This is a genomic window from Pseudomonas sp. RIT778 (assembly GCF_019718735.1).
Classification (GTDB): Bacteria; Pseudomonadota; Gammaproteobacteria; order Pseudomonadales; family Pseudomonadaceae; genus Aquipseudomonas; species Aquipseudomonas aphyarum.
Window position 1 is genome coordinate 74,290 of the sequence record NZ_JAIHBA010000004.1, and the last position, 25,976, is coordinate 100,265.

General features: G+C 60.4%; 21 protein-coding genes. 7 read left to right on the plus strand and 14 right to left on the minus strand.

Annotated features, from left to right (window positions below; genetic code table 11):
• Window positions 1–12 precede the first annotated feature (12 nt).
• On the plus strand, window positions 13–1,992 hold the full coding sequence (mnmC, locus tag K5E37_RS03430; protein ID WP_221533146.1) for a bifunctional tRNA (5-methylaminomethyl-2-thiouridine)(34)-methyltransferase MnmD/FAD-dependent 5-carboxymethylaminomethyl-2-thiouridine(34) oxidoreductase MnmC: 1,980 nt from the start codon (window positions 13–15) through the stop codon (window positions 1,990–1,992).
• Between the two features lie 24 nt (window positions 1,993–2,016).
• On the opposite strand, the gene K5E37_RS03435 is transcribed toward mnmC, so the two are convergent.
• Complete coding sequence (locus K5E37_RS03435) at window positions 2,017–6,849, minus strand: NEL-type E3 ubiquitin ligase domain-containing protein (RefSeq protein ID WP_221533147.1); 4,833 nt, start codon at window positions 6,847–6,849, stop codon at window positions 2,017–2,019.
• A 297-nt stretch (window positions 6,850–7,146) separates the two neighbouring features.
• Between K5E37_RS03435 and K5E37_RS03440 the strand changes: the two genes are divergently transcribed.
• From K5E37_RS03440 to K5E37_RS03455, 4 genes are all read left to right on the plus strand, one after another.
• Entirely contained in the window at window positions 7,147–8,919 is a 1,773-nt protein-coding gene (locus K5E37_RS03440) for an N-acetylglutaminylglutamine amidotransferase (protein WP_085607268.1), read from the plus strand.
• 3 nt (window positions 8,920–8,922) lie between these two features.
• A complete protein-coding gene (gene ngg, locus K5E37_RS03445; RefSeq protein ID WP_221533148.1) occupies window positions 8,923–10,671 on the plus strand; it encodes an N-acetylglutaminylglutamine synthetase in 1,749 nt (582 codons plus the stop codon).
• A 157-nt stretch (window positions 10,672–10,828) separates the two neighbouring features.
• Window positions 10,829–12,019, plus strand: a complete 1,191-nt coding sequence (locus K5E37_RS03450) for an osmoprotectant NAGGN system M42 family peptidase (RefSeq protein ID WP_085683500.1) — start codon at window positions 10,829–10,831, stop codon at window positions 12,017–12,019.
• Window positions 12,020–12,078: 59 nt separating this feature from the next.
• Entirely contained in the window at window positions 12,079–12,306 is a 228-nt protein-coding gene (locus tag K5E37_RS03455) for a YheU family protein (RefSeq protein WP_003192759.1), read from the plus strand.
• Window positions 12,307–12,312: 6 nt separating this feature from the next.
• On the opposite strand, the gene csrA is transcribed toward K5E37_RS03455, so the two are convergent.
• The 3 genes from csrA to K5E37_RS03470 form a co-directional block, all read right to left on the minus strand.
• Window positions 12,313–12,498, minus strand: a complete 186-nt coding sequence (gene csrA / locus K5E37_RS03460) for a carbon storage regulator CsrA (RefSeq protein WP_007950875.1) — start codon at window positions 12,496–12,498, stop codon at window positions 12,313–12,315.
• A gap of 140 nt (window positions 12,499–12,638) precedes the next feature.
• Window positions 12,639–12,971, minus strand: a complete 333-nt coding sequence (locus K5E37_RS03465) for a YnfA family protein (protein ID WP_007950874.1) — start codon at window positions 12,969–12,971, stop codon at window positions 12,639–12,641.
• A 64-nt stretch (window positions 12,972–13,035) separates the two neighbouring features.
• On the minus strand, window positions 13,036–13,851 hold the full coding sequence (locus tag K5E37_RS03470) for an SDR family oxidoreductase (RefSeq protein ID WP_221533149.1): 816 nt from the start codon (window positions 13,849–13,851) through the stop codon (window positions 13,036–13,038).
• A 256-nt stretch (window positions 13,852–14,107) separates the two neighbouring features.
• Between K5E37_RS03470 and K5E37_RS03475 the strand changes: the two genes are divergently transcribed.
• Window positions 14,108–14,266: a DUF3309 family protein gene (locus K5E37_RS03475; protein WP_169432680.1), complete on the plus strand. Its 159-nt coding sequence runs from the start codon at window positions 14,108–14,110 to the stop codon at window positions 14,264–14,266.
• Window positions 14,267–14,326: 60 nt separating this feature from the next.
• Here K5E37_RS03475 and K5E37_RS03480 read toward each other — a convergent pair whose 3' ends face one another.
• The 10 genes from K5E37_RS03480 to K5E37_RS03525 all read right to left on the minus strand — a co-directional run bounded on the left by K5E37_RS03480 (window position 14,327) and on the right by K5E37_RS03525 (window position 23,771).
• Window positions 14,327–16,420, minus strand: coding sequence for an LTA synthase family protein (locus K5E37_RS03480; protein WP_127799270.1), 2,094 nt, complete (start codon window positions 16,418–16,420; stop codon window positions 14,327–14,329).
• Window positions 16,421–16,733: 313 nt separating this feature from the next.
• Window positions 16,734–17,339, minus strand: coding sequence for an START domain-containing protein (locus K5E37_RS03485; RefSeq protein ID WP_007950871.1), 606 nt, complete (start codon window positions 17,337–17,339; stop codon window positions 16,734–16,736).
• A 41-nt stretch (window positions 17,340–17,380) separates the two neighbouring features.
• Entirely contained in the window at window positions 17,381–17,635 is a 255-nt protein-coding gene (locus tag K5E37_RS03490) for a YkgJ family cysteine cluster protein (RefSeq protein WP_007950870.1), read from the minus strand.
• Window positions 17,636–17,801: 166 nt separating this feature from the next.
• Window positions 17,802–18,281, minus strand: coding sequence for a translation initiation factor 2 (locus K5E37_RS03495; RefSeq protein ID WP_085607276.1), 480 nt, complete (start codon window positions 18,279–18,281; stop codon window positions 17,802–17,804).
• A 74-nt stretch (window positions 18,282–18,355) separates the two neighbouring features.
• Window positions 18,356–19,795, minus strand: coding sequence for a PLP-dependent aminotransferase family protein (locus tag K5E37_RS03500; protein ID WP_007950868.1), 1,440 nt, complete (start codon window positions 19,793–19,795; stop codon window positions 18,356–18,358).
• 201 nt (window positions 19,796–19,996) lie between these two features.
• Entirely contained in the window at window positions 19,997–20,809 is an 813-nt protein-coding gene (locus K5E37_RS03505; RefSeq protein ID WP_007950867.1) for an OmpA family protein, read from the minus strand.
• Window positions 20,806–21,162 carry a DUF4398 domain-containing protein gene (locus K5E37_RS03510; protein WP_170929392.1) on the minus strand — a complete coding sequence of 119 codons (357 nt, stop codon included), beginning with the start codon at window positions 21,160–21,162 and terminating at the stop codon, window positions 20,806–20,808. Before K5E37_RS03510 ends, K5E37_RS03505 begins: the two co-directional genes overlap by 4 nt.
• Before the next feature lie 9 nt (window positions 21,163–21,171).
• Window positions 21,172–22,008 (minus strand): ABC transporter substrate-binding protein, encoded by an 837-nt coding sequence (locus tag K5E37_RS03515; protein ID WP_085607278.1) that lies wholly within the window; start codon window positions 22,006–22,008, stop codon window positions 21,172–21,174.
• 81 nt (window positions 22,009–22,089) lie between these two features.
• Window positions 22,090–23,019: an electron transfer flavoprotein subunit alpha/FixB family protein gene (locus K5E37_RS03520; protein ID WP_007950863.1), complete on the minus strand. Its 930-nt coding sequence runs from the start codon at window positions 23,017–23,019 to the stop codon at window positions 22,090–22,092.
• 2 nt (window positions 23,020–23,021) lie between these two features.
• Window positions 23,022–23,771 carry an electron transfer flavoprotein subunit beta/FixA family protein gene (locus tag K5E37_RS03525; protein WP_007950859.1) on the minus strand — a complete coding sequence of 250 codons (750 nt, stop codon included), beginning with the start codon at window positions 23,769–23,771 and terminating at the stop codon, window positions 23,022–23,024.
• A gap of 525 nt (window positions 23,772–24,296) precedes the next feature.
• On the opposite strand from K5E37_RS03525, the gene K5E37_RS03530 reads away from it, so the two are divergent.
• Window positions 24,297–25,961 carry an electron transfer flavoprotein-ubiquinone oxidoreductase gene (locus K5E37_RS03530; protein WP_085607280.1) on the plus strand — a complete coding sequence of 555 codons (1,665 nt, stop codon included), beginning with the start codon at window positions 24,297–24,299 and terminating at the stop codon, window positions 25,959–25,961.
• Window positions 25,962–25,976 lie beyond the last annotated feature (15 nt).

Sequence of the window (25,976 nt, forward strand, 5' to 3'; positions counted from 1 at the left end):
GCCGAGCCTGCCATGAAACCTGTAATGCCCCACGCCCAACTCGACTGGGATGACCAGGGACGCCCGCGTTCGCGAGTGTTCGACGATGTGTATTTTTCCGACCAGTCGGGGCTGGATGAAACCCGCTACGTGTTTCTCGAACAGAACCGTCTTGCCGAGCGTTTTGCCGCGCTGCCGGCGGGTGGGCGACTGGTGATCGGTGAAACCGGCTTCGGCACCGGGCTGAATTTCCTCTGCGCCTGGCAGTTGTTCGAACAGCATGCGGTGGCCGGTGCGCGGCTGCATTTTGTCAGCGTCGAAAAATTTCCGTTGAGCCCTGCCGACCTGCAACGGGCGCTGGCGTTGTGGCCCGACTTGAAGCTGTTCTCCGATCAGTTGCTCAAGCATTACGTGGCAATTCATCAGGGTTTTCAGCGCATTGTTCTGGATAACGGTCGTGTGACCCTGACGCTGCTGATCGGCGATGCGCTGGAGCAGTTGCCGCAACTGGACGGCCAGATCGACGCGTGGTTTCTCGACGGTTTCGCCCCGGCGAAAAACCCGGAGATGTGGACTGCCGAACTGTTCGCCGAACTGGCGAGATTGGCGGCGCCCGGTTCGACCATCAGCACGTTCACCAGCACCGGTTGGGTACGGCGCCTGCTGAACGCCGCCGGCTTCAAGATGAAGCGCACGCCGGGCATCGGCCATAAGTGGGAGATCCTGCGCGGCCAATTTCTCGGCTGGCCCGAGGACGTTGCGCCCCCCGCCGCCGAAAAACCGTGGTTCGCCCGCCCGGCTCCGTTGAGCGGTGAGCGTCGCGCCCTGGTGATCGGTGCCGGTCTGGCCGGTTGCGCCACGGCAGCCAGCCTCGCGGCGCGGGGTTGGCAAGTCAGTCTGCTGGAACGGCATGACGCGGTAGCACAGGAAGCCTCGGGCAATCCCCAAGGCGTGCTGTACCTGAAACTGTCCGCCCATGGCACCGCACTGTCGCAGTTGATCGTCAGCGGTTTCGGCTACACCCGACGCCTGCTGGAAACCCTGCAACGCGGCACCGACTGGGACGACTGCGGCGTGCTGCAACTTGCGTTCAATGAAAAGGAACGCGAGCGTCAGGCGCAACTGGCGGCCGCGTTCCCCGAAGACCTTCTGCAATGGCTTGATCAACCCGAAGCGCAGGCCCGTGCCGGGGTCGGTCTGGCCCATGGTGGTTTGTATTATCCCGAGGGCGGCTGGGTGCATCCGCCGGCGCTGTGTCAGGCGCAATCCGCACAACCGGGCGTCACGCTGCTCACCCATCAGGAAGCCGTGGAGCTGCGCAAAATCGACGGTCAGTGGCAAGCCTTCGACGGTGAACGACTGATCGCAACAGCACCCGTCGTGGTGTTGGCCGGTGCTGCCGAAATCAAGCGTTTTGCCCAGAGTGCCGACCTGCCCCTCAAGCGCATTCGCGGGCAGATCACCCGACTGGCGCAGACCGCGCAAAGTCAGGCGTTGGCCACAGTCGTGTGCGCCGAAGGTTACGTCGCACCGGCACGGCTGGGCGAACACACCCTCGGTGCCAGTTTCGATTTCAACAGCGACGACCTGACCCCGACCACCGCCGAACACCTGGGCAATCTGGCGATGCTCGAAGAAATCTCCACGGATCTGGTCGCGCGCCTGCACATCGACGAACTCGACGCCGAACGCCTTGAGGGGCGCGCCGCCTTCCGTTGCACCAGCCCCGATTACCTGCCGATTGTCGGCCCGCTCGCCGATCGCGAAGCCTTCACCGAGGCCTATCGCGCCTTGAGCAAGGATGCCCGGCAAGTGCCGGACATTCCCTGCCCGTGGCTGGATGGCCTGTACGTCAACAGTGGCCATGGTTCACGCGGGTTGATCACCGCGCCACTGTCTGGCGAGTTACTGGCCGCGTGGCTGGACAACGAACCGCTGCCGCTGCCCAGAGCCGTGGCCGAGGCCTGTCACCCCAACCGCTTCGCCCTGCGCCAGTTGATTCGCGGCAAGTGAACCGGGCGCTCCGTCCAGACGCTGTCAGTCACCGGGCACGATGCAGGTGCCCCGCTCGATCTGCTCCGCGATACGCTGGGTCAAGCGTTGCAACAGGGCGTTCTCGGTCTGTTGCTTACGCGAGGTGCACAGACCCATTTCACTCAGGTAGTCGGCAGAAGTGAGTTCCTCAGCTTTTTCGAACAGTGCCTGAACTTCCTCATGGTGAGGGGCAATGGCGTCTTCGAACTGCTGCGCGAAACGGGTTTTCAGGTAGTCACTCCAGAACGGCTGGCGAACCAGAAACTTCACCCAGCTGGAGGACAGCTCAGCCGTCTGGATTCGGTGGAGCGCCGCTATCAATTCATCACCCGTCACATCAGCCAGTTCGCTGTAACGCATATGCGCCGCCTGCCCAGGCAGGTCGAACGCCCGTGCCAGCCCCGTGCGATACGCAAGGGTCACTTCCAGAGGGTCGGGGGATCCTTGATCCCGGGCGTGTTCCGCCGCTATCAAGTCGATTTGCTCAAGCCGGAACAAGCCTCGGGCAAGCTTCATCAGGACCGTCGGGGAGACCTGCCTCTCACCGGCAAAGCGCAATACATTGCGCACATGCACGGCGACCTCCAGATGACTGAAGTTCAGCGCTGCGCTATCCGTGCAATTGATCGGGTTGGCCGCCAGATTGAAAATCTGCTCGCGCAGTTCGGCGTTGGCCTGCGTCGCCTCAAGCACCGCCCAGACCCGCCTGGACATATCCTCTCGCACGAATTCGGAGTCAGCGGTATTGCCCAGCTCCGCCAGCAAATGAAACAGGCCTTCGGCCATCGGATCGTCTTTGATCGCGTTCCATGTTTGCAGCCGCCTGGAACCCACCGTCCCTCCGGTTTCGGTCAGCCAGATCGAACGTGCCTGGTGTTCATCCAGGCGCGCGATATCGTTTTCCAGATACCCCATGCCGACCCCGATTTTCTTGCGGTAGTTCTCCAGATGAGTACTGCTGAGAGCGGAAATCGGGTTGTTGCGCAGATTGATCGTTTCACTGAAGCGCCGCGGTGTTTCAAACAGCCACTGTGGTAAATCGCGAATGTCATTGTCGCGCAGATCTACCCGATCCAGGTTCGGCAAACGGTGCAACCCCTTGGGTAGTTCCGTGGTGCGGGTATTGCGCACGCTCAGGTCAGACAGTTCGAACATCCCGCTGACGTCCACCGTCGCCCCCAGAGGGTTTTCGCTGAGGTCCAGACTTTGCAAATTGCGCATTCGCGACAATTTCACCAGGGCATGCTCGGTCATCTGAAGACGGTTGTGCATCAGGCCCAAACGCCTGAGATTCGGCATGAGCGAGACCGCCTCCGGCAACTGGGTGAGCCTGTTGCGACCCAGCTCAAGTGTCTCGAGGTTCTTGAAGGCTTTGAGGAAATACGCGACATCATTGTCCAGCTGCATGTTTTGCAGTGACAGATGCCTCACGTGATCGAAGCTCAGCCCGGGCGGCAGGATCGGCAGCTTTCCGAACCGCATGCCATCGAGCTTCAGGCCATAGGCCGGACGGTAATACTCGTCGGGCAGTAAAACCAGCCGGCGAAAACTGTCTTCGATCTCGTACGCCACGAGATGCCGGCATTCGCGCACTTCACTCGATATCCCGCCCTGAGCCTTGATGGCCGCGGCATCGTCCATCCAGGTATCGAGCACCTCTCGCAGGCGCGCCAGGTCATCCTGCAATTGCCTGACCCGAAGTGCGCGTGTCAGATGGTCTGCGCCCAACTGATCAAGAAACTCCCGGGCCTGAATATCGGAAAACAAGGGGTAGAGTTTTTTCACCTTGCGCAACAGGCGTTGCGGATGATGCGTGGCTTCAGCGGGTGGATCGGAAAGCCTGCATGCCGGTTCAGGGGCCGGTGGCTCGAACCTGTCGCCGTTCAAGACGCGGTTACAGCCCTCACGCTCATCCAGAGCGGTGTCGAGTAACCGGCTTCGCAAACGCCAACTGTCTTCGGGCTTGGCCTCTGCCAGTCCAATTGCCTTGGCCTGCGCAGGAGAAAGGCCTTTGAGGATCGCCTGATAGAGGCTGTCCGTCCCCTGGGTTTTTCCGAGTGATCGAGCCTGGCTGTCAAACGCCTCATAGCCCTCATCGAGCCTGACCAGCGTCAGCGAATTTCCGGCAGTGAGCGGTTTCTTGCCGAGGGTCTCAAGCAGGTCTCCCTTGAGTGACTTCGCCCGTAGTTCCAGGTAAAGCTGCGGATCCCAACCCTCGAGTTGCGGCAACAAGCCGATGGCCAGTTTTTCGGTGTCGGCATTGGCGACTTCAGCCAGGTAGAACCCGGTCAGCGCCCGATCCAGGCGAACATTGTTGGTGGCCTCGCTCAACCGTTGCGCAATGCCCATGGGCACTCGTCCGGTGGTGCGCAGAAGCGTGCGCTCGACGCTCGAAGCCTGACGAATCAGTTCCCGCGCATAACGCGTCGGTACGTCGGGATACGCCGCTCTGATCTTGAGCACCTCACTGTCCAGGGTCAGGTCATAGCGCCGGTACAGGTGATCGAACGTCGAACGACGATCAGCCTTGACCGCCGCGCCGATGACTTTCGCCAGTTTCACCCCCCGATCGGTCAGCGCAACGTCAGCGCCGACCAGAGCCTCGACCTCTTTGGGGTACAGACCGTCGATGACGGTCTGCAGCAACTCGCCCTTCCCCAACTGATCGTTGCTGACAATGACGCTCAGGGTGTCATCTTCAATCGAGCCGGGAGGAAAGGTCTCGGTGATCTCCCCTTTTTCATCAACGACCTCGATGTAGCGATCCTGCGGCCAACCGGAAAGCCTTGGCAGCGCCTGCAACTGTTCCTGGACATGCCGTGCATCGGTCGCTTCGCCACGCTCCATGGCGGCAACGAAGTCACGCACCCGGCGCTCGAGAGCGAACCGCTCGATCATGTCTCGTAAACGAGGCGTTATTGGCAGACTGTCATCGCTCAGGCGATGCAGTTCGTCGAAGCGCGTATCGGTCAGCCGCCGGATCATCTCCAGGCGACTGTCGTCGAAACGCGCCAACCGCGGATCGATGCGTTTGAGGGTATAGGCGCCGGACCATCGCTCGCTCGGCTCCGAGGCATGACGCCAGCCGCCGTGTCGGCTGGGCTTGAGCGTCGGCGCATACGCCTGTGGACGGACAGGGTGCTGAATCCGCCAGATCTTCGAAGCCGGATCCAGCGCCACGGCATAGGTGCGGTCGTCGATACGGGCGAAAGTCTTGCCGTCAGCCTGATACAAGCCTGTCGCGTCCGGTTCGAGGCCCTCCTCGACAGGCAGAGGCTGTTCATAGGCGCTCAGTTGCGGCTTCCATAATCGGGACTGACCACTGCGGTCGAGAATGGCGGTAAAGGGCTGAAAGAAATCCGGGTGTTTTTGAACGGTCTTGATCGCCAGGGACTTCAAGACCTTGACGCCGGCACCCACGGCGGCCATCAGGGCAAGGTTTTCCGCAACACTGAGCAGGTGTGAAAAGGCTTCCTGGCGGTCGCCGCGATTCCAGTCCTCGATTCCCTCGTACACTTCGGCGAGCATTTGCCCGATCGCGACACCCATCATCAGTTGCCCCAGTACCGGAACGACGAACCCCGCCACGTTGGCGATCGTCATACCGACTTCCAGATACTGGATCAAACGTTTCTTGCGCTCCTCCTCATCGACATCGGCAGTCGGCACGGCAAGCGCACGGGCGTCGAGTTGCAGTTTGCCGACATGACTTTTGAGCATGAAATCGAACAGCGGGCCGGGCATTTCCAATTGTTTGACGTGCCCCAGGCTATCGGTCTCCGCAAACGTCTTGAAAAACTCGACCTTGTCGACTTCGCCGATGCAGTGGGTGAAGTAGCTTTTGTAACTGCCGACTCCCAGTTTGAACTCCAGATATGCGATGAACGCCGTGAAACTCGCGTACTCGTAGAGGGGCTGATCAGGTTCCCCGGGCATGTACACCAGACACCATTGATCCGGATCCAGCTCGACCGATTTTTCGGAGAAGACCACAACACCCCAGAGGCAACTGTCGAGCGCTTCAATGCCCTGCATGATCAGCGGTCGCCCCTTGAACTGAAGGCTTTTGGCATCAGCTATGCCACCGGCGTCGATCAGGCGCTGAACCGTCTGAAAACCGTCCCGGGAGACGTGTTCCTTCATCAGCGCCAGGTGCAGATCCAGTTGCAGCATCTGCTTTTTCATCACCGAAATATTGCGAACCATCGTACCGGTGGCGACCCGACTGCCATTGACTTCCCTGACTCCGAACACCTGCTGGAAATGCTCCTGATACAGCCGCCCCAGATCCAGCTCCCGGCAGAGCGCGGCGAACGCCGGCGGGGTCAGACCGGGGACGCCGTCAGGTGCGCTGGCAATGCGCACGAAGCTGCCTTCGGGGAAGTAATCGGCTTGCGCCTCGTCTTGCGTGAAGTTCTGCATCGCTGCTTCCAGCAGCGTCGGGGTAGCCGACGGCATGACCTTCGCTCCGCCGCCCGGTGGCGTTACCGGCTCGCAACCGCAATAGCTTCCCGGTAACTCGAGGTGGTCTTTCTCGACATCGAACACAGCTGACCAGCGTTTGGTCAGGGCGTATTTCAATTGCGCGATGCAAAAGCTTTTCAGCGACTGCAGCCGGCTCAAGTCTGTCTCGACCTGGGCCTGGATGGCGTGCAGGTCACAGGCGGTCTTGTCCAGTGCCGCCAATGTGTCGGCACTGGCATTGAGCAGCACGGAGGGGAAGTTTTTCTGCAAGGCCGTGGCGGTGTCCAGATCGCCGGTGGCTTCCAGCAAAAAGCTCAGTTTCTGTTTTTCCGTAAGGGCGATCGGTGCGATCGACGCGGGTGTAGTGGACATGGGCAATATTCCTTTATTGCTGTTGAGTCCCTTCCACCCTATCGATCCCGCCGCCGAATAAAAAACACGAATAACTGCCCGTTCGGGCCGGGAAACAACCAGCAATCCGTATGTTTCGAATATTTATCTACTACCTCCCCCTTCACCCAAGCTGTTAATGGGCCACCGGTCAGGCCAACACGCTTATAACTGATCGTTCTAAAACTCCCACATCCGCACCGGGTCAGTTTCTGGGTACCGGCCATTTCGGCGCGGTGCAGCGACACCCTCCCCAACGGAAAAACCGGTAAGGACTTTATGTGCGGATTAGCTGGCGAGTTACGTTTTGATCAACAACCTGCAGACCTTGCAGCCATCGAGCGAATCACCCATCACCTGGCGCCTCGCGGCCCCGACGCGTGGGGCTTTCATGCTCAGGGGCCGATTGCCTTGGGCCATCGACGCCTGAAAATCATGGACCTGTCGGACGGCTCGGCGCAGCCGATGATCGACAGCCAACTGGGCCTGTCCCTGGCCTTCAACGGCGCGATCTACAACTTCCCGGAACTGCGCGCCGAACTTGAAGCGCTCGGTTATGCGTTCTACTCCGGCGGCGACACCGAAGTGCTGCTCAAGGGTTATCACGCCTGGGGCGAAGCGCTGCTGCCGAAACTCAACGGCATGTTTGCCTTCGCCATCTGGGAGCGCGATGCCCAGCGCCTGTTCATCGCCCGCGACCGCCTCGGTGTGAAGCCGCTGTACCTGTCGCGCACCGGCCAGCGTTTGCGCTTTGCCTCGGCCCTGCCCGCGCTGCTCAAGGGCGGTGACATCAACCCGATCCTCGATCCGGTGGCGCTCAACCATTACCTGAATTTCCACGCCGTGGTGCCTGCGCCGCGCACCTTGCTGGCGGGCATTGAAAAGTTGCCGCCCGCGAGCTGGATGCGCATTGAAGCGGACGGCACCACCGAGCAGAAAACCTGGTGGACCCTGCCCTACGGCCCACACGACGACGAGAAAAACCTGACCCTGGAAGACTGGCGAGACCGCGTGCTCGACAGCACCCGCGAAGCCGTGGCGATCCGCCAAAGGGCGGCGGTGGATGTTGGTGTACTGCTTTCCGGCGGCGTCGATTCAAGCATGCTCGTCGGCCTGTTGCGAGAAGTTGGCGTGGAGAACCTGTCGACCTTTTCCATCGGTTTCCAGGATGCCGGTGGCGAGCGCGGTGACGAGTTCCAGTATTCCGATCTGATCGCCAAGCATTACGGCACCCAGCATCACCAACTGCGTATCGACGAAAAAGAGATCATCGAACAACTGCCCGCCGCGTTCCGCGCCATGAGCGAGCCGATGGTCAGCCACGACTGCATCGCCTTCTATCTGCTGTCCCGCGAGGTGGCCAAGCATTGCAAGGTGGTGCAGAGCGGCCAGGGCGCCGACGAGTTGTTCGCCGGTTATCACTGGTATCCGCAGGTCGACGGCGCCGCCGATCCGTATGCGGCCTATCGCGAGGCGTTTTTCGACCGCAGCTACGACGACTACGCCGCCACGGTGCAGCCGAAATGGCTGACCGCCAATGACGCTGCCGGTGACTTCGTGAAGGAACATTTCGCACAGCCCGGCGCCGATGCGGCGGTCGACAAGGCCCTGCGCCTGGACAGCACGGTGATGCTGGTGGACGACCCGGTCAAACGCGTCGACAACATGACCATGGCCTGGGGCCTGGAGGCGCGTACGCCGTTTCTCGACTATCGACTGGTGGAATTGTCGGCCCGTGTTCCCGGCAAATTCAAACTGCCGGACGGCGGCAAGCAGGTCTTGAAAGAAGCCGCGCGACTGGTCATCCCGAGCGAAGTAATCGACCGCAAGAAAGGTTACTTCCCGGTGCCGGGCCTCAAACATTTGCAGGGCGATACCCTGAACTGGGTGCGCGAACTGCTGCTCGATCCGAGTCAGGATCGCGGCCTGTTCAACCCCGCCATGCTCGACAAATTGCTGACCGATCCACAAGGCCAGTTGACCCCGTTGCGCGGCTCCAAGCTGTGGCAACTGGCGGCCCTGAATCTGTGGCTCAGCGAACAAGGAATCTGATCGATGAAACCTCACGCCACGGCTTACAGCCAACGGCTGCTGCGCGGTCAGACACCGTCCTACGAACGCTTGCAGGCGCGTCTGGCCGAGGACGGCAGCGAGCCGGCCGCCGAGCCGATTGCGGTGCATTGCGGCTGGGGCCGGTTGCTGATCGGCCACACTTTTCCCGATCCGGCCAGCCTTGCGCGGGAACTGCTCAACGAACAGCCGGGCGAGCGCGACATTTCCTTGTACGTCGCCGCGCCGCAGCAGATTCTCGGCCTGGAACCGACCCAACTGTTTCTCGACCCGTCCGACACTCTGCGCTTGTGGTTCAGTGATTATCGTCAGGCCACCCGGGTGTTTCGTGGTTTTCGCATTCGCCGTGCGCAAAGTGACGCGGACTGGCAGGCTATCAATCAGCTGTATCAGGCGCGCGGCATGCTGCCGATCGATGCCACCCTGCTCACCCCGCACCATCAGGGCGGCCCGGTGTACTGGCTGGCGGAAGACGACGACAGCGGCGCGGTGATCGGCAGCGTCATGGGCCTCAATCACCAGAAGGCTTACAACGACCCGGAAAACGGCAGCAGCCTGTGGTGCCTGGCGGTCGACCCGCAGTGCTCGCGTCCCGGTGTCGGTGAAGTATTGGTGCGCCATCTGATCGAGCATTTCATGAGTCGCGGTCTGAGCTACCTCGATCTGTCGGTGCTGCATGACAACCGGCAGGCGAAAAATCTCTACGCCAAACTCGGTTTTCGCAACCTGCCGACGTTCGCCATCAAGCGCAAGAACGGCATCAATCAGCCGTTGTTCCTCGGCCCCGGGCCGGAGGCGCAGTTCAACCCTTATGCGCGGATCATCGTCGAGGAAGCCCATCGGCGCGGCATCGACGTGCAAGTGGATGACGCCGACGCCGGGCTGTTCACTCTCAGTCACGGCGGGCGCCGGGTGCGTTGCCGTGAATCCCTCAGCGACCTGACCAGCGCCATCAGCATGAACCTGTGCCAGGACAAGAGCCTGACTCATAACGTGCTGAAAGCTGCCGGGTTGAATGTGCCGTCACAACAGTTGGCGGGGAATGCGGACGACAATCTGGCGTTTCTCGACGAGTACCAGCGCGTGGTGGTCAAACCGCTGGATGGCGAACAGGGCCAAGGCGTGGCGGTGGATCTGCAGACCATCGAGGACGTGCAGCAGGCCATCGAAGCCGCCAAACAGTTTGACACTCGCGTGCTGCTCGAAAGCTTCCACGAGGGCTTCGACCTGCGGATTCTGGTGATCGGTTTCGAGGTGGTCGCAGCGGCGATCCGCCGGCCGGCGGAAGTGGTCGGCGACGGTCATCATTCCATCGGCGCGCTGATCGAAGCCCAGAGCCGGCGACGGCAAGCGGCAACCAGCGGCGAAAGCAAAATCCCGCTGGACCACGAAACCCAGCGAACCCTGCACGCGGCCGGTTACGACTACAGCAGCATCCTGCCGGCGGGTGAGCATCTGTTCGTGCGGCGCACGGCGAACCTGCACACCGGCGGCACGCTGGAAGACGTCACGGCGATTCTGCACCCGACCCTGGCCGAGGCCGCCGTGCGCGCGGCCCGGGCGCTGGAAATCCCGATGGTCGGCCTCGACCTGATGGTGCCGGCGGCGGATCAAACGGCGTACGTGTTCATCGAAGCCAACGAGCGGGCGGGTCTCGCCAACCACGAGCCGCAACCGACGGCGGAGCGGTTTGTCGATCTGTTGTTTCCGCACAGTCAGCCGGCTGTCTCTTGATCACCTGGTGTCTGTATTGACGCCTTCGCGAGCAAGCTCGCTCCCACAGGGTATCGCTGCTTATGTGGGAGCGAGCTTGCTCGCGAAGAGGCCGAACCAGACACCACAAATTTCCCTCATCGAAACCGTCGATGCGCCCAACTCATCAGGAGTTTCCATGACAACGAACATTCCCGAACCGGATCTGAACTACCTGCAGAAAGTCCTGCTGGAAATGCTCGCCATTCCCAGCCCTACCGGATTCACCGACACCATCGTGCGTTACGTCGCCGAGCGTCTGGAGGAACTTGGCATTCCCTTTGAGATGACACGTCGCGGCACGATACGCGCCACTCTCAAGGGCAAGAAAAACAGCCCCGACCGTGCGGTATCGGCGCATCTGGACACCATCGGCGCCGCCGTGCGCGCGGTGAAAGACAACGGGCGACTGACCCTGGCGCCGGTAGGCTGCTGGTCGAGCCGGTTCGCCGAGGGTAGCCGCGTCAGCCTGTTCACCGACAACGGTGTGATTCGCGGCAGCGTGTTGCCATTGATGGCTTCCGGGCATGCCTTCAATACAGCCGTGGACGAGATGCCGATCAGTTGGGATCACGTCGAGCTGCGTCTGGACGCCTACTGCGCGACCCGCGCCGATTGTGATTCGCTGGGCATCAGCGTGGGTGATGTGGTGGCGTTCGATCCGCTGCCGGAATTCACCGAAAGTGGCCACATAAGCGCCCGCCATCTGGACGACAAGGCCGGCGTCGCCGCTCTGCTGGCAGCGCTGAAAGCCATCGTCGACAGCGGTCAGGAGTTGATGATCGATTGCCATCCGCTGTTCACCATCACCGAGGAAACCGGCAGCGGCGCAGCGGCCGCGTTACCGTGGGACGTCAGCGAGTTCGTCGGCATCGACATCGCCCCGGTCGCGCCGGGCCAGCACTCCAGCGAACATGCGGTGAGCGTGGCGATGCAGGATTCCGGCGGGCCTTACGACTATCACCTGTCGCGCCACCTGTTGCGCCTTGCCGGTGAGCACGAACTGCCGGTGCGCCGCGACCTGTTCCGCTATTACTTCAGCGACGCCCATTCGGCGGTCACTGCAGGTCACGACATTCGCACCGCCCTGCTCGCCTTCGGCTGCGACGCAACCCACGGCTACGAACGCACGCACATCGACAGCCTCGCGGCGCTCAGTCGCTTGTTGGGGGCGTACATTCTGAGTCCGCCGGTATTTGCCAGCGATGCGCAACCGGCCACTGGATCACTGGACCGCTTCAGTCATCAGATCGAACACGAAACGCAGATGGAGAGCGACACCCGTGTGCCATCGGTGGACAGCCTGGTGGGGCAACGCTCGGACAGTTGAGTCTGGCCCTCGGCGATCATTCGCCGTAGCATCCCGACATTGATTTAGCCGAGGTGCCCATGCTGATTCCCTACGACGCGCTCGAAGTCGACACCCTCACCCGCCTGATCGAGGATTTCGTCACCCGCGACGGTACCGACAACGGTGACGACACGCCGCTGGAAACCCGCGTACTGCGGGTTCGCCAGGCGCTGACCAAAGGCCAGGCGCTCATCGTTTTCGATCCGGAAAGCGAGCAATGCCAGTTGATGCTCAAGCACGACGTGCCCAAGCACCTGTTCGACTGAAAACGGTCAGCGGCCCTTGCCGCTGGCCTGTTTGCGCTGAATCCGTTCGTAGACCTCGGCGCGATGCACGCCGACCTGCTCCGGCGCTTCGACGCCGAACCGCACGCTGGAGCCGTTGACCGCCAGAACGCGCAGAGTGATGTTGTCGCCGATGGAAATCAGTTCACCGACAACACGGCTGAGTACAAGCATGGGGGGGGTGTCCTTCAAGGTTTGCGAGCCTTGAAGATGCGCGGGTTTCGACCGCCCTACAATGCACGCCGGGCAATTCAGTCATTCCCTACGCATCAGGTCGCGCAAGCCTTCAGACGTTTCCTTCAGGCCTGCAAGATTCAGCTCGCGGAAAACCGTGGCCCGAACAGGATCACACTGGCCCCGATCACACACAGCGCCACACCGATCCAGTCCGAACCCAACGGGCGGATGCGCTCGACCACCGCCAGCCAGCCAATCGAAGCAATGATGTAGATGCCACCGTAAGCGGCATAGGCGCGACCAGCGTAGGTCGCTTCGACACGCGTCAACAACAGCGCAAAGAGAGTCAAGCTGATCAGCGCGGGAATCACCCACAGGGCGCTCTTGCCCTGGCGCAGCCACATCCAGAACGCGAAACAGCCGGCGATTTCAAACAGCGCGGCGAGGAAGAACCACAGGTAATTAAGCATGCAAGACATCTCGTCAGGGTGACTGTTGCGGCCACCCTAACGATGCTGCGAACCCCGGGCAAGTTCAGCCGTTGTTCTGTCTGGCCTTGGCGCGCATCTTTTCAGCCATCGCGGTCATTTCGTTATACAGCAACTGCGGGTTTTTCTGTTTAATCGCCCAGGCCATACGGCCTTGTTCATGGGGCAGGATCATGAACTCGCCGGCTGCGACTTGCTGGTAGATGTAGTCGGCAATATCGCTGGCGGTGATGGGCGAACTTTCCAGCAACTTGCCGACCTGGGCTTTCATCGCCGGCGTCGGGCCACGGAAAGAATCCAGCAGATTGGTCTGGAAGAATGACGGGCAGACCACATGAACCCCGACTTCCTGTTGGGCCAGTTCGATCAACAGGCTTTCGGACAACGCCACCACACCGGCCTTGGCCACGTTGTAGTTGCTCATCGCCGGGCCCTGCATCAGTGCGGCCATCGAGGCGATGTTGATGATCTTGCCCTTGCTCTGTTCCAGCAGCGGCAGAAACGCCTTGCAGCCCTTGACCACGCCCATCAGGTTGATCGCGATCTGCCAGTCCCAGTCCTCCAGCGACAGTTCGCTGAAGAAACCGCCCGAGGCCACGCCGGCGTTGTTGACGATGATGTCGATGCCGCCAAGTTTCACTTCGCAGGCCTGGGCAAACGCGGTGAGCTGGCTGTAATCACGCACGTCGCAGCGCTGGATGAAACCGTCGCCGCCGGCTTCGCGGACCAGTTTCAGGGTCTCTTGCAAACCTGGCTCGCTGACGTCGGACAAGGCCAGTTGCCAGCCTTCACGCGCCCAGCGCAGCGCGATTTCGCGACCCAGGCCTGAGCCCGCGCCAGTGATCATCATGCGATTTTGCATAGCAGACAGCCTTGTTGTTCCGGGGAAGATGCGCGGAGTGTAGCGAAGGATCCGCAGCGACCCACGCTCCATCAGATTGCTGAATGGCGAGGGCAAACCGCGACAACAAACGAAATAAGCACGCGAGCCAAATACCTTAAAAAAACATTGAATTTTCTTTCATGCGCACCAGTCGGAATTTGTAAGCCGTCTGGATTTAGTTCAACTTCCAGCCGCCCTTGAACACCAAGACTTCACAGACACTATCAACAAGGAAATAGACATGGGCACAATTCTAATCATTATCCTGATCCTGTTGCTGATCGGTGGTCTGCCGGTCTTCCCGCACTCCAGAAGTTGGGGTTATGGCCCTTCGGGCATTATCGGTGTGGTGCTGGTAGTACTGTTGGTGCTGTTGTTACTCGGTCGGATATGACTGTTTGACCGACAAAAAAAAGAGGCCCTTCAAGGGCCTCTTTTTTATTGCGCCGAATGATCAGTCCGGCTTGCCGTTAATCACACCGGCGGTGTTGTCGATCAGGCTCTTGGTGGCCGTTTGCAGGAACGCTTCGAGCTTGAGTTTCAGCTCGGCAGTGCGCGGTGCATCCGGTACCACTTCGGCGTGCGGGTTCGCGCCCAGTTCGTACTGATAGATCTTCGGTGCCATTTCCTTCTCTTTCGGCAGCACCAGGATCTGGTCGGCGGTGACGATGGCGGTGGTCTGCTCGCTGCCCGACGGCTTGATCACACCGAAACCGGTGTCACCCTGCGGCAGGTTCAGCAGATCGCGGCCCCAGCACTGATGGCGCACTTCGCCGCCGAGGCGACCCATGATGGTCGGCACGATGTCGATCTGCGTACCCACGGTGTGGTCACGAGTACCGAATTTTTCCTGGATGCCCGGTGCGATCATCAGCATCGGCACGTTGAAACGGCCCAGGTCCATTTCGGTGATCTGACGCTCGTTGCCGAAGCCGTGGTCGCCGACGATGACGAACAGGGTTTCCTTGAAGTACGGCTCCTTGCGGGCCTTCTCGAAGAACTGACCCAGCGCCCAGTCCGAATAACGCATGGCGGTCAGGTGCTCGTTGAGCGGGCCACGGTCAGTCACGCGCTCGACTGGCAACGGCGTCGGCAAGGCATACGGCGTGTGGTTGGACAGGGTCTGCAGCAGCGCGTAGAACGGCTTGCCGTTTTCGCGCGCCTTGAGCTCCACCAGACCACGGTCGAACATGTCCTGGTCGGACACGCCCCAGGTCGGATCGGAGAACACCGGGTTCACGAAGTCGTTGCGGCCGACGAAGTTGGTCATGCCCTGGTTGCTGAAGAAACCGGACTGGTTGTCCCAGGCAAAGTCGCCGTTGTAGACGTACACGTCGTCATAGTCACGAGCGCTGAGCAACTGCGGCAGGCCGGACAGTTTGTGGCTGCCTTCCGGGGTCTGCATCAGGTATTCGAAACCCGGCAGGTTCGGGAAGCAGGCCATGGTGGCGAACATGCCCTGGTGGGTATGGGTGCCGTTGGAGAAGAAACGGTCGAACAGCAGGCCTTCCTTCGACAGCTTGTCGAGGTACGGCGTGATGTTGCCCGGCGCGCCCAGTGCGCCCACCGAGTGACCGGCCATGCTTTCCATCAGGATCACGACGACGTTCTTGATCGGCAGGGTCTTGTCGGCAGGCGGCGTGTATTCACGACGCACGGCGGCGATATCGGCATCCACCAGTTTGTCGTCCGACGTCATGAGCATTTCGCGAACCACTTTCTGCGCCTGATCCTGCGGCAGCGTGGCTTTCCAGATGTTGTCGCGATCCTCGCCCATCCGGTCCTTGGCCGCCGCGATCAGCGACAGCGTGCCGTTGAGGCCGAGCTGGTTGGCGAAGTTCGAATCGGTGGTGTACACGTCACCCCAGCGCAGTGGCGGGCCTTGACGCAGGGTGCCGCGAGCGGCGACCACACAAATCAGCAGGCACACCACGAACACCGCCAGACGCGCATACCATGGCGCCACTTGACGGGTGCCGACGTTGCCACCGCTGAACGGGCCACGCGGACGGGTCAGACGGTCGGCGCCCTTGAACGCCAGGGTCAGGATCAGCGTGCCCACGGCCCACGCCAGCAGGTAGCGCACCACCGGGAAACCGTACCAGAGCATGCTCATCACGGTTTTCGGGTCTTCCTTCACGTACTGGAACACCAGGCCGTTGAGGCGCTGGTGGAACTCGCGATAGAAGTCCATCTCCATCAGGCCGAGGAACAGCGCGATGCTCGAAGCGACGGTCAGCCACAGACGGAAGAACCCGCGCGCCGCCATGGCCCGGGCACTGAACAGCGCCAGCACCAGCGGAATGCAGACATACACCACCAGGCGAATATCGAAGCGCAGGCCGTTGGCGAAGGCTTCGAGGAAGGTCGAGGCCGGGGTGTCGAGGATCATCTCGCGGTTGTAGACCAGCAGCGCGAGGCGCAGCACGGAAAACATCACCATCATGACCAGCGCGCACAGGAGCGTGTAGGCCAGATGCGATTTGACGGTCGGTTGCAGCAGGCGACTGGAAGATCGCTGCTGACTCAGGGCGTCCGGGTTTGCCATGTCGTTTTAGGACCCATTGGAAGTTGAAGTTGCAAAAATTCAGCTGCGCCCTGCCCTCTGTTGGCCATTCCAGGCCCCGGGGCTTGCGCGGAGCGCAAATGTTGCACGATCACCGGCGGCATTGCCATTGATTAGTGCCCGTTGCCGGACGCTTTCATTCAAGGCACGGCGCACCGGGACAGGTGCAGACAGCGCGGGCGAATTGTCTTGGAGACTTTGTGAAAATTTCGTCCAACGCATATCTGGAAACACAATAAACCTGGAAAACAAAACGCCCCGAGTTGTTCGGGGCGTTTACAGATGAACGCGTTAATTACTTCTCGGCGCGTTCTTTCAAGGCTTTCAGGGTGTTGAACGGTGCATCGACCACAAACTTGTTGGCGATCATCGACGGCACGCTGCCGCCCGGCTCGGTGTGAACCTGATAGGTCACTTCAACCTGATCGCCTTTTGGTACGAACTTCCAGAAGCCTTTGACTTGAGCAACCCGCACAAAACCTTTTTCTTCAGGCAGGTACTTCGGCACGCCTTCCAGGTTACGGGTCAGGCTGCCATCGGCGCCTTCAACAGTGGTGACATGCAGGATCGAATCGCGCGGAGTCACCGGCCATGGGGTGTTGAACTGGGTGTAGGTCCAGCTCTGGTCGCCTTCGTGCTTGAGCAGTTTCTGGGTCTTGCATTCGTGAATCCAGGCGCAGGCACCGGAAACGTCTTCCTGCAAGGCGCGCAGTTTGGCGATGGTGGTCTTCATCACGGTCACGCCCTGATAAGACTTGTAGTCCGAACCCGGCACTTCGCTCAGGGAGACCTTGATGCCGTCCTCGTTCTTGGCGACTTTCCAGTCTTCAGCCTGGGCGGCCGAGGTGGCCAGCACGGCCGTCAAACCACACAACACAGCGATACGATGCAGCGAACCCATAGTCTTATTCCTTATTGTTGAAGTTCCGTTCGTTTGACACATCACGCCGCCGTCATCTGCTCCCACCAGCCGAGCAGTCTGATCGCGTCTTCCTGGCTGCTGCCGCAGACTTCGGGATCGGCCTTGAATCCTGAGCAGACCGCCGGACGTTCCGGTCGGCCGAAAATGTTGCACAGGTTATCGACCGACAACTGAACGCAGCGTTCACCGGCAGGTTTGCCATCGGGCATGCCTGGAATCGGCGAACTGATGGAAGGGGCAATGCAGCAGGCGCCACAGCCTTCACGGCATTTCATGACGACGCATTCCTCGCAGCGGGCAATGTGTTAAAGGGACGCGGAACAGGGTAACCGCTTAAACGGCTGTTTTAAATTGCCTGAACCGGGGTTTTTACGCAGAAACGAAAGTGACTGACCAGTCTCCGACAAAGCGTCTGGTCTGCGGGTCACCGACGGGGACGATTTATTGCTTGAACTCGAAATCCAGCGCCGCGCCTTCGACTTCCCGGCGCTCTTCGTTACGCAGCTGCAACTGCATTTCGTTGCTGAGCAAACGGCCGTTGAGCTGGAACCCGCTGTTCTTGTCGCCGAACATCTGCGGCAGGATCGGTTCGCGCTTGGGCAGCGTCACGGAGCCAGGAGGCTTCAACTCCTGAACCATGTCTTTGGGAAGACTCAAATCGAGCTTCGCGGACGGCAATGGCGTCTTGGCCACTTCTTTCGCCGACTTCGACTTGGAAGCGACCGGAGCGCGCTTCTTGGCGGGAGCAGCCTTTTTCTGCGGTGCTTTTTTCGCTGGAACGGTTTTCTTGGCCGTGACCGGTTTTTTCGCGGCGGCAGCGGCCGGCGTCTTTTCCTGAGCCGCGGCCGCCATGGCGCCAGGCACATGGCCCATCATCAACAGGCAGAGCACAACCCAGACGGCAGAAAATTTCGCTTTCATGAACCCAACGAAGCTAACGGCAGAGGGCCATATGCTCGCCTGTTGGACGCCACATGACAAGCTCCGCCATTGTTTCAAAATCCGCCGGCCATCTCCTGGCAGAGCTGTGTCGCCAGCATTCCGAGGGTCATCAGCGCCCGTTCCGCCTCGCGATTCCACGGGATGCCACAGTTCAACCGGATGCAGTGGTTGAACTGTTCCGTGTTGCTGAAGATCAGGCCCGGCGCAATGCTGATGCCCTGTTGCAGCGCCCGCACGTGCAATTCCTGGGTATTGACCCGCCCTGGCAGACTGACCCACAGAATGAATCCGCCGGTGGGCCGGGTCATCTGCGTGCCTTCGGGAAAGTACTGCTGGACTGCCAGTTGAAACGCGCTGAGATTTTTTCGGTACTCCTGGCGGATGTACCTTAAATGCCGGTCATAGCCGCCGTTTTCCAGGTACGCCGCGATGGCCATTTGCGTGACGCTGCACGCCGAATGGGTGCTGAAAGTCTGCAAGCGCTGGATTTCCTGCTGGTACTTGCCGGCGATCATCCAGCCGATGCGCACACCGGGCGATAATGTCTTGGAAAAACTCGAGCAGTAGATCACCCGATCGAGCCGGTCGTAGGCCTTGAGCGACTTGGTACGGCCCTGCTCGAACATCAGCTCGCCATAGATGTCGTCTTCGACGATCTGGATGTCGAAGTCCGAGGCCAGTCTCAGCAATTGCTTCTGCCGTTCTTCCGGCATGGTGCCGCCGAGTGGATTGCTCAGACGAGTGGTCAGCACCAGCGCCTTGATCGACCATTGGTTGGCCGCCAGTTGCAGGGCTTCGAGGCTCATGCCGGTGGCAGGATCGCTTGGAATCTCGATGACTTTCAGGCCCAGCAGGTCAGCCAGTTGCAGCAACCCGTAATAGGTGGGGGATTCGGCGGCGATCAGGTCGCCGGGGCGGGTCAGCACTCGCAACGACATCTGCAATGCGTCGACACAGCCGTGGGTGATCACCACTTCCGACGGGTCAACCACCACACCTGCATCACGCATGCGAATCGCCACCTGCCGGCGCAGCGGCTCGAAACCCGGGCTGAACATGTAGCTGAACGCCCGAGGGCTGTGAAAGCGGGTGACTTTGGCCAGTTGCTGATGCAGGGCGCGCACCGGCAGGTAATCGACACTCGGCACCGCCGCACCCAGCGGGAACACGCCTTCACGACGGGATTCGACCAGCACTTGCTGAATGATGCTGCTGCGGGTGACCAGGCCTGGCCGTTCGACCCGGGCGATGTCCGGCGTGGGCGCCGTCAGTGCGGGAGTCTGGTGCACGTAGTAACCGGACTGCGGCCGCGCGCGGATCAGGCCCTGATCCTCGAGGTTGGCGTAAGCCTGCAATACGGTGGCATGGCTGACGTTGAGCTGCGAACTCATCTTGCGCACCGAAGGCACGCGCTCGCCCGGTTGATAGACGCCACGGCGGATATCTTCGGCCAGCTGTTGAGCAATACGTTGGTAGAGCAAGAGATTGGTCATGACGCAGCACTCGATTTCACGGGCGTTTTATTCTTGTGTGAAACAATACCGGAACAGTTTGGAAGTGTACTGGGACAGTTGCCATATTAGTCAACCATACAGTGCTGTGTCGGTTAAATCTGTACTGCTTTGTGAGGTAATCGACAGACGTAAAAAAGCCCGGTGCTGCCTGACAGCCCGGGCTTTCCAGTAACGCCACCCTCAGCGGGCGGCGCCGAGCTGGCCTTTTTCGTCGGAGAACACGATTTCCACTCGACGGTTCTGCGCACGCCCACGCTCGGAAGCGTTGGCGTCCACCGGATATTCGTCGCCGTAGCCTTCGACCTGAATGCGTTTTTCGTCGATGCCCAGGTCCGTCAGCACGTCAGCCACCGACTGCGCGCGATCACGGGACAGCTTGAGGTTTTCCTGCTTGCCGCCGGTGCTGTCGGTGTAGCCCTCGATGCGCACGATGCGTTTCGGGTTGAGTTGCAGGAACTGCACGATCTTCAGCACCACGCGGTTGGCCGAGTTTTTCAGCTCGGCTTCACCGGTATCGAACAGCACGTCACCGAGGGTCATCACCAGACCACGATCGGTCTGGGTGGTGGCCAGCGCGACGATCTGCTCTTCCAGCCATTTGCCCTGCTGTTGCACGCTCAGCAGTTTGGACTCGCGCAAGGCCAGTTGCAGGCGCTGGCGCTCCAGCTCCAGCTTCGCCACACGCTCTTCGTTGAGCACCTGATTGGTGTGCTCACGGGCGATTTCGCTGTAGCGCTGGCTCAGGTAGGCGTAATGCACCACGTCCGAGCCACTGCCCCAGTACGTCGACAGACGATCGGCACGGGCCAGGGACTCACCGGCGCGGATCACGTCTTTCGGCGCGATACGCAGCACGTTGGAATCTTCCTTGACCTTCTGGAAGTCGGTGCTGGCCTGCTGCAATGCGGATTCGCTGTGCTGACCGGCGCAGCCGTAAAGACTGGCGCAACCGGCGAGGATCAGAGTGCCGAGGGCTTTGGACTTCAGGCTCATTGGGCATCCCCCAGTTGCTTGCGCAGTCGGACGATGCGGGTGTTGAGCACGTTCACTTGCTCTTCGCTCTTCTGGGTCAACACTTTGGCTTCCGCCAGACGTGCGTCGAGTTCGGCCTGTTCGAATCGCATCCGCGCATTCTTGTAGGACTCACCCGCCATGCTGCCTTTGGCCCGGTTGAACTTGTCTTCTGCCAGTTTCATTTCCGGCACGTCTTCGGCGGTGGCGCCCACGGCTTTGGCTTGCTCAAGGGCCTGCTCGGTCAGGCGCATTTGTTCGTTGGGTGCCGGATCGCTGGCGCAACCGGCCAGGGCCAGAACGGCCATGGCCGCGAAAAGAAGTCGATTACTCACTAAGAATCCCTACTGTTTTGGGGCGCTGACAGGTGGTTGCGGCGGCTGTTGCTGCTGCGCCTTCCATCGCTCGATGTTGCGTTGCAGCGCGGCTTCCGTCAGGCCGGACGCGGGCAATTCTGTCATCTTTTTGGCCAGCTGTCCGCGCAACCACGGATCGTTGCAGGCCGAGTTGTGCGAAACCGCGAGGAACAGACCGGGCCGGTCGATGGGTTGTTCAAAAGCCAGCAGATCATTGGCCATGCCCAGTGCCTGCGCGGCCGCCATGCCCGAGTAGCGACCGGCGAGTACATATTCCACCTCGCCCAGCAGAAGTTTCTGAAACGCCTGGGTCAGGTTTGCCGTACGGGTCAGGGTCAATTGCTGCTCGGCGAAAGTGCCGAATGCCGGGGTCATTCGAGACTTTTCCGACAAGCCTCCTTGATGGCCCTGGAGATCCTTCGCTTCGCTGTAGACCAGAGTCGACCCCTTGCGGGTCCAAACTAGATAGTCGTTTTCCAGCAACGGCGGGTGTATATAGTCGAGGTTTTCTAGCTCGTTGAAGGTCAGCGGCGCGTCAGCCAGCATGTCCATGCGCCCGCTGCGCACTTCGTCGAGGGCCTGGGAACGCTTGCCGGCGTACAGCAGATCGACTTTGATCCCCAGCTCTTTCGCCACCTGTTGCAACAGGTCGGCGCTGGCACCGATCAGTTGTTTGGGGTTCTGCGGATCCTGCCAGAGATACGGCGGTGCATCCGGGCTGCCGGTGACGACCAGCCGCTCGCATTTGCCCGCCGCCACCGACAGGCCCGGCAACAATGCCAGCCCCAGCAACCACGAGCAGCCCAACCGACGATGCAGATCCATGGCGAAACGCTCCCACTCAAATCCGAGACAAAAAAAAAGCCCGACCAAAAGGTCGGGCTCTTTATAAGTGAAGCGGCCGAATTAGACCAGCTTCTCCAGCTCAGGTACGGCTTCGAACAGATCCGCCACCAGGCCGTAATCGGCCACCTGGAAGATCGGCGCTTCTTCGTCCTTGTTGATCGCAACGATCACTTTGGAGTCTTTCATGCCGGCCAGGTGCTGGATCGCGCCGGAAATACCGACGGCGATGTACAGCTGTGGCGCAACGATCTTGCCGGTCTGACCGACCTGCATGTCGTTCGGTACGAAACCTGCGTCGACCGCGGCGCGGGATGCACCCACAGCAGCACCCAGCTTGTCGGCCAGAGCGTACAGGTGTTTGAAGTTGTCGCCGTTCTGCATGCCGCGGCCGCCGGAAACGACGATCTTGGCAGCGGTCAGCTCAGGACGATCGGACTTGGCCAGTTCTTCGCTGACGAAGCTGGAAGTGCCGGCGTTGTGAGCAGCGGCAACGGATTCAACGGCAGCCGAACCACCTTCAGCGGCAACCGGGTCGAAACCGGTGGCACGCACGGTGATCACTTTGATCGCAGCGGTCGATTGCACGGTAGCGATGGCGTTACCGGCGTAGATCGGACGCTTGAAGGTATCAGCGCTTTCTACCGAGATGATCTCGGAGATCTGGTCAACGTCCAGCTGGGCAGCAACGCGCGGCAGGATGTTTTTGCCGTTGGAAGTGGCGGCAGCCAGGATGTGGCTGTAGCCAGCGCCCAGCTCTGCTACCAGAGGAGCAACGTTTTCCGGCAGCTGATGCGCGTAGGCAGCATTGTCAGCGTTCAGGACTTTGCTCACGCCAGCGATTTTCGCGGCGGCTTCAGCCACGGCGCCAGCGCCCTGGCCTGCAACCAGAACGTGGATGTCGCCGCCGATTTTGGCAGCGGCAGCCACGGTGTTCAGGGTGGCCGGAGCCAGCACCTTGTTGTCGTGTTCGGCGATTACCAAGATAGTCATGATCAGATTACCTTCGCTTCGTTTTTCAGTTTCTCGACCAGTTCAGCCACCGACTTGACCTTGATGCCCGCGCTGCGTGCAGCCGGCGCTTCGACTTTCAGGGTCTTGTTGGTGGAGGCGGTGGAAACGCCCAAAGCGTCCGGAGTCAGCGTCTCGAGAGGCTTCTTCTTGGCTTTCATGATGTTTGGCAGGGACGCGTAGCGCGGCTCGTTCAAACGCAGGTCGGTGGTGACGATCGCTGGCAGTTTCAGGGAAACGGTCTGCGCGCCGCCGTCGATTTCGCGGGTCACGGCAACGCTGTCGCCGGAGACTTCGACTTTCGAGGCGAAAGTGCCCTGACCGTAGCCGCTCAGTGCAGCGAGCATCTGGCCGGTCTGGTTGTTGTCGCTGTCGATGGCCTGTTTGCCCAGGATCACCAGTTGAGGCTGTTCCTTGTCGACCACAGCCTTGAGCAGCTTGGCCACGGCCAGGGAAGTCAGGTCTTCAGCGGATTCGACGAGGATGGCGCGGTCGGCACCCAGAGCCAGTGCGGTACGCAGCTGTTCCTGAGCGGTGGACGGGCCGATGGAGACGACGACGATTTCAGTCGCAACGCCTTTTTCTTTCAGGCGTACGGCTTCTTCCACTGCGATTTCGCAGAACGGGTTCATCGACATCTTGACGTTGGCGAGGTCTACGCCGGAATTGTCCGCCTTGACGCGAACCTTGACGTTGTAATCCACAACGCGTTTGACAGCTACAAGAACCTTCATGGATTCCTCGTTACTCTCCGGTGAAAAGAAAGTCGCCTAGGCGAACCTGGCGGTTGATGCTCATCGGGCACAAGGGCACCTCTAAAAACGCCGGCTGAGCGGGATGACCGTTCGTCAGTCGTGACCGACGAGTCATGCCGCTTCGCGGTGTGTAAACTGCGCGCCGAACCTGCGCTGCGCATCACCGGTTACCGCCTACGCCCTGTCTTTAGAGGTGCTCTTGAAACCACCATTCAGCCTACGGCGAGCGCAAAACCGCCCGTATCTTGACCGGAACGCCCATTCTGGTCAATACGCCAAAATGCCCTGTCATAAGCCGCGCTTCTTTGATTTCTCTGGGCTGGAGCCGATTCAAACAAACGTTTGTATTGGACGCTAGGAGTGGTGTAGATATAATGCGCCGCCTAGAGAGAAAGGTGGTTTGCCCATTATTAGCCTTGACGTTAACGTAAAGGCAATAACGGATACGACACCGAACCTCCAAATTAGAAAAAAAACTGTTGAGCCTTGAGTAGGAGATAGCCTGTGGAACGCGAATACATGGAATTCGACGTGGTCATCGTCGGTGCCGGCCCCGCTGGCCTGTCCGCCGCCTGCCGTCTGAAGCAGAAGGCCGCCGAAGCCGGTAAGGAAATCAGCGTCTGCGTGGTCGAAAAAGGCTCCGAAGTCGGCGCGCACATCCTGTCCGGTGCCGTATTCGAACCACGTGCCCTGAACGAACTGTTCCCGGACTGGAAAGAACTCGGCGCTCCGCTGAACACGCCAGTCACCCGCGATGACATTTTCGTGCTGAAAAACGCCGAAAGCGCGCAGAAAATTCCTGACTTCTTTGTGCCCAAGACCATGCACAACGAAGGCAACTACATTATCTCCCTCGGCAACCTGTGCCGCTGGCTCGCTCAGCAGGCCGAAAACCTGGGCGTGGAAATCTACCCGGGCTTCGCCGCTCAGGAAGCGCTGATCGATGAAAACGGCGTGGTACGCGGGATCATCACCGGCGACCTCGGCGTAGACCGCGAAGGTCATCCGAAAGAAGGCCTGTACACCCCAGGCATGGAACTGCGTGGCAAATACACGCTGTTCGCCGAAGGTTGCCGTGGTCACATCGGCAAGCAACTGATCAAGCGCTACAACCTCGACAGTGATGCCGACGCCCAGCACTACGGCATCGGCCTGAAGGAAATCTGGGAAATCGACCCGTCCAAACACCAGCCAGGCCTGGTGGTGCACACCGCCGGTTGGCCGATGGACATCATGGGCACCGAGAACACCGGCGGTTCCTTCCTCTATCACCTGGAAAACAACCAGGTGGTGGTCGGTCTGATCGTCGATCTTTCCTACAGCAACACCTACCTGTCGCCGTTCGACGAATTCCAGCGCCTCAAGCATCACCCGGTACTCAAGCAGTACCTGGAAGGCGGCAAGCGCATCAGCTACGGCGCACGTGCAATCTGCAAAGGTGGCCTGAACTCGCTGCCGAAGATGGTGTTCAAGGGCGGCGCGCTGATCGGTTGCGACCTCGGCACCCTGAACTTCGCCAAGATCAAGGGCAGCCACACCGCGATGAAGTCCGGCATGCTCGCCGCTGAATCCGTGGCTGATGCGCTGTTCGCTGAAAAGGACGGCACCGAAGAGCTGACCACTTACGTTGACGCCTTCAAGAAGAGCTGGCTCTACGAAGAACTGTTCGCCAGCCGCAACTTCGGCCCGGCGATCCACAAGTTCGGCGCCATCGTCGGCGGCGGTTTCAACTGGCTGGATCAGAACATCTTCGGCGGCAAACTGCCGTTCACCCTGCACGACACCAAGCCTGACTACGCCTGCCTCAAGCTCGCGGCCGACTGCAAGAAGATCGACTACCCGAAACCCGACGGCAAGATCAGCTTCGACAAGCTGAGCTCGGTGTTCATCTCCGGTACCAACCATGAAGAAGAACAGCCGTGCCACCTGAAACTGACCGACCCGACTATCCCGCTGAGCAAGAACCTGCCGCTGTACGACGAGCCGGCACAGCGCTACTGCCCGGCCGGTGTGTATGAAGTGATCACCAAGGAAGACGGCGAGAAGCGCTTCCAGATCAACGCCCAGAACTGCGTGCACTGCAAGACCTGTGACATCAAGGACCCTTCGCAGAACATCACCTGGGTGACGCCGGAAGGCGCCGGCGGCCCGACCTACCCGAACATGTAAGTCGAATTGCTGAAC

Bases quoted from the DNA above. Each gene is read 5' to 3' on its own strand.
- csrA (WP_007950875.1), bottom strand. From the start codon at position 12,498: ATGCTTGTACTCAGCCGTGTTGTCGGTGAACTGATTTCCATCGGCGAC.
- K5E37_RS03490 (WP_007950870.1), bottom strand. From the start codon at position 17,635: ATGAAATGCCGTGAAGGCTGTGGCGCCTGCTGCATTGCCCCTTCCATC.
- K5E37_RS03495 (WP_085607276.1), bottom strand. From the start codon at position 18,281: ATGAAAGCGAAATTTTCTGCCGTCTGGGTTGTGCTCTGCCTGTTGATG.
- ngg (WP_221533148.1), top strand. From the start codon at position 8,923: ATGAAACCTCACGCCACGGCTTACAGCCAACGGCTGCTGCGCGGTCAG.
- K5E37_RS03505 (WP_007950867.1), bottom strand. From the start codon at position 20,809: ATGAGCCTGAAGTCCAAAGCCCTCGGCACTCTGATCCTCGCCGGTTGC.
- K5E37_RS03515 (WP_085607278.1), bottom strand. From the start codon at position 22,008: ATGGATCTGCATCGTCGGTTGGGCTGCTCGTGGTTGCTGGGGCTGGCA.
- K5E37_RS03440 (WP_085607268.1), top strand. From the start codon at position 7,147: ATGTGCGGATTAGCTGGCGAGTTACGTTTTGATCAACAACCTGCAGAC.
- K5E37_RS03525 (WP_007950859.1), bottom strand. From the start codon at position 23,771: ATGAAGGTTCTTGTAGCTGTCAAACGCGTTGTGGATTACAACGTCAAG.
- mnmC (WP_221533146.1), top strand. From the start codon at position 13: ATGAAACCTGTAATGCCCCACGCCCAACTCGACTGGGATGACCAGGGA.
- K5E37_RS03500 (WP_007950868.1), bottom strand. From the start codon at position 19,795: ATGACCAATCTCTTGCTCTACCAACGTATTGCTCAACAGCTGGCCGAA.
- K5E37_RS03480 (WP_127799270.1), bottom strand. From the start codon at position 16,420: ATGGCAAACCCGGACGCCCTGAGTCAGCAGCGATCTTCCAGTCGCCTG.
- K5E37_RS03465 (WP_007950874.1), bottom strand. From the start codon at position 12,971: ATGCTTAATTACCTGTGGTTCTTCCTCGCCGCGCTGTTTGAAATCGCC.
- K5E37_RS03520 (WP_007950863.1), bottom strand. From the start codon at position 23,019: ATGACTATCTTGGTAATCGCCGAACACGACAACAAGGTGCTGGCTCCG.
- K5E37_RS03450 (WP_085683500.1), top strand. From the start codon at position 10,829: ATGACAACGAACATTCCCGAACCGGATCTGAACTACCTGCAGAAAGTC.
- K5E37_RS03485 (WP_007950871.1), bottom strand. From the start codon at position 17,339: ATGGGTTCGCTGCATCGTATCGCTGTGTTGTGTGGTTTGACGGCCGTG.
- K5E37_RS03435 (WP_221533147.1), bottom strand. From the start codon at position 6,849: ATGTCCACTACACCCGCGTCGATCGCACCGATCGCCCTTACGGAAAAA.
- K5E37_RS03470 (WP_221533149.1), bottom strand. From the start codon at position 13,851: ATGCAAAATCGCATGATGATCACTGGCGCGGGCTCAGGCCTGGGTCGC.
- K5E37_RS03455 (WP_003192759.1), top strand. From the start codon at position 12,079: ATGCTGATTCCCTACGACGCGCTCGAAGTCGACACCCTCACCCGCCTG.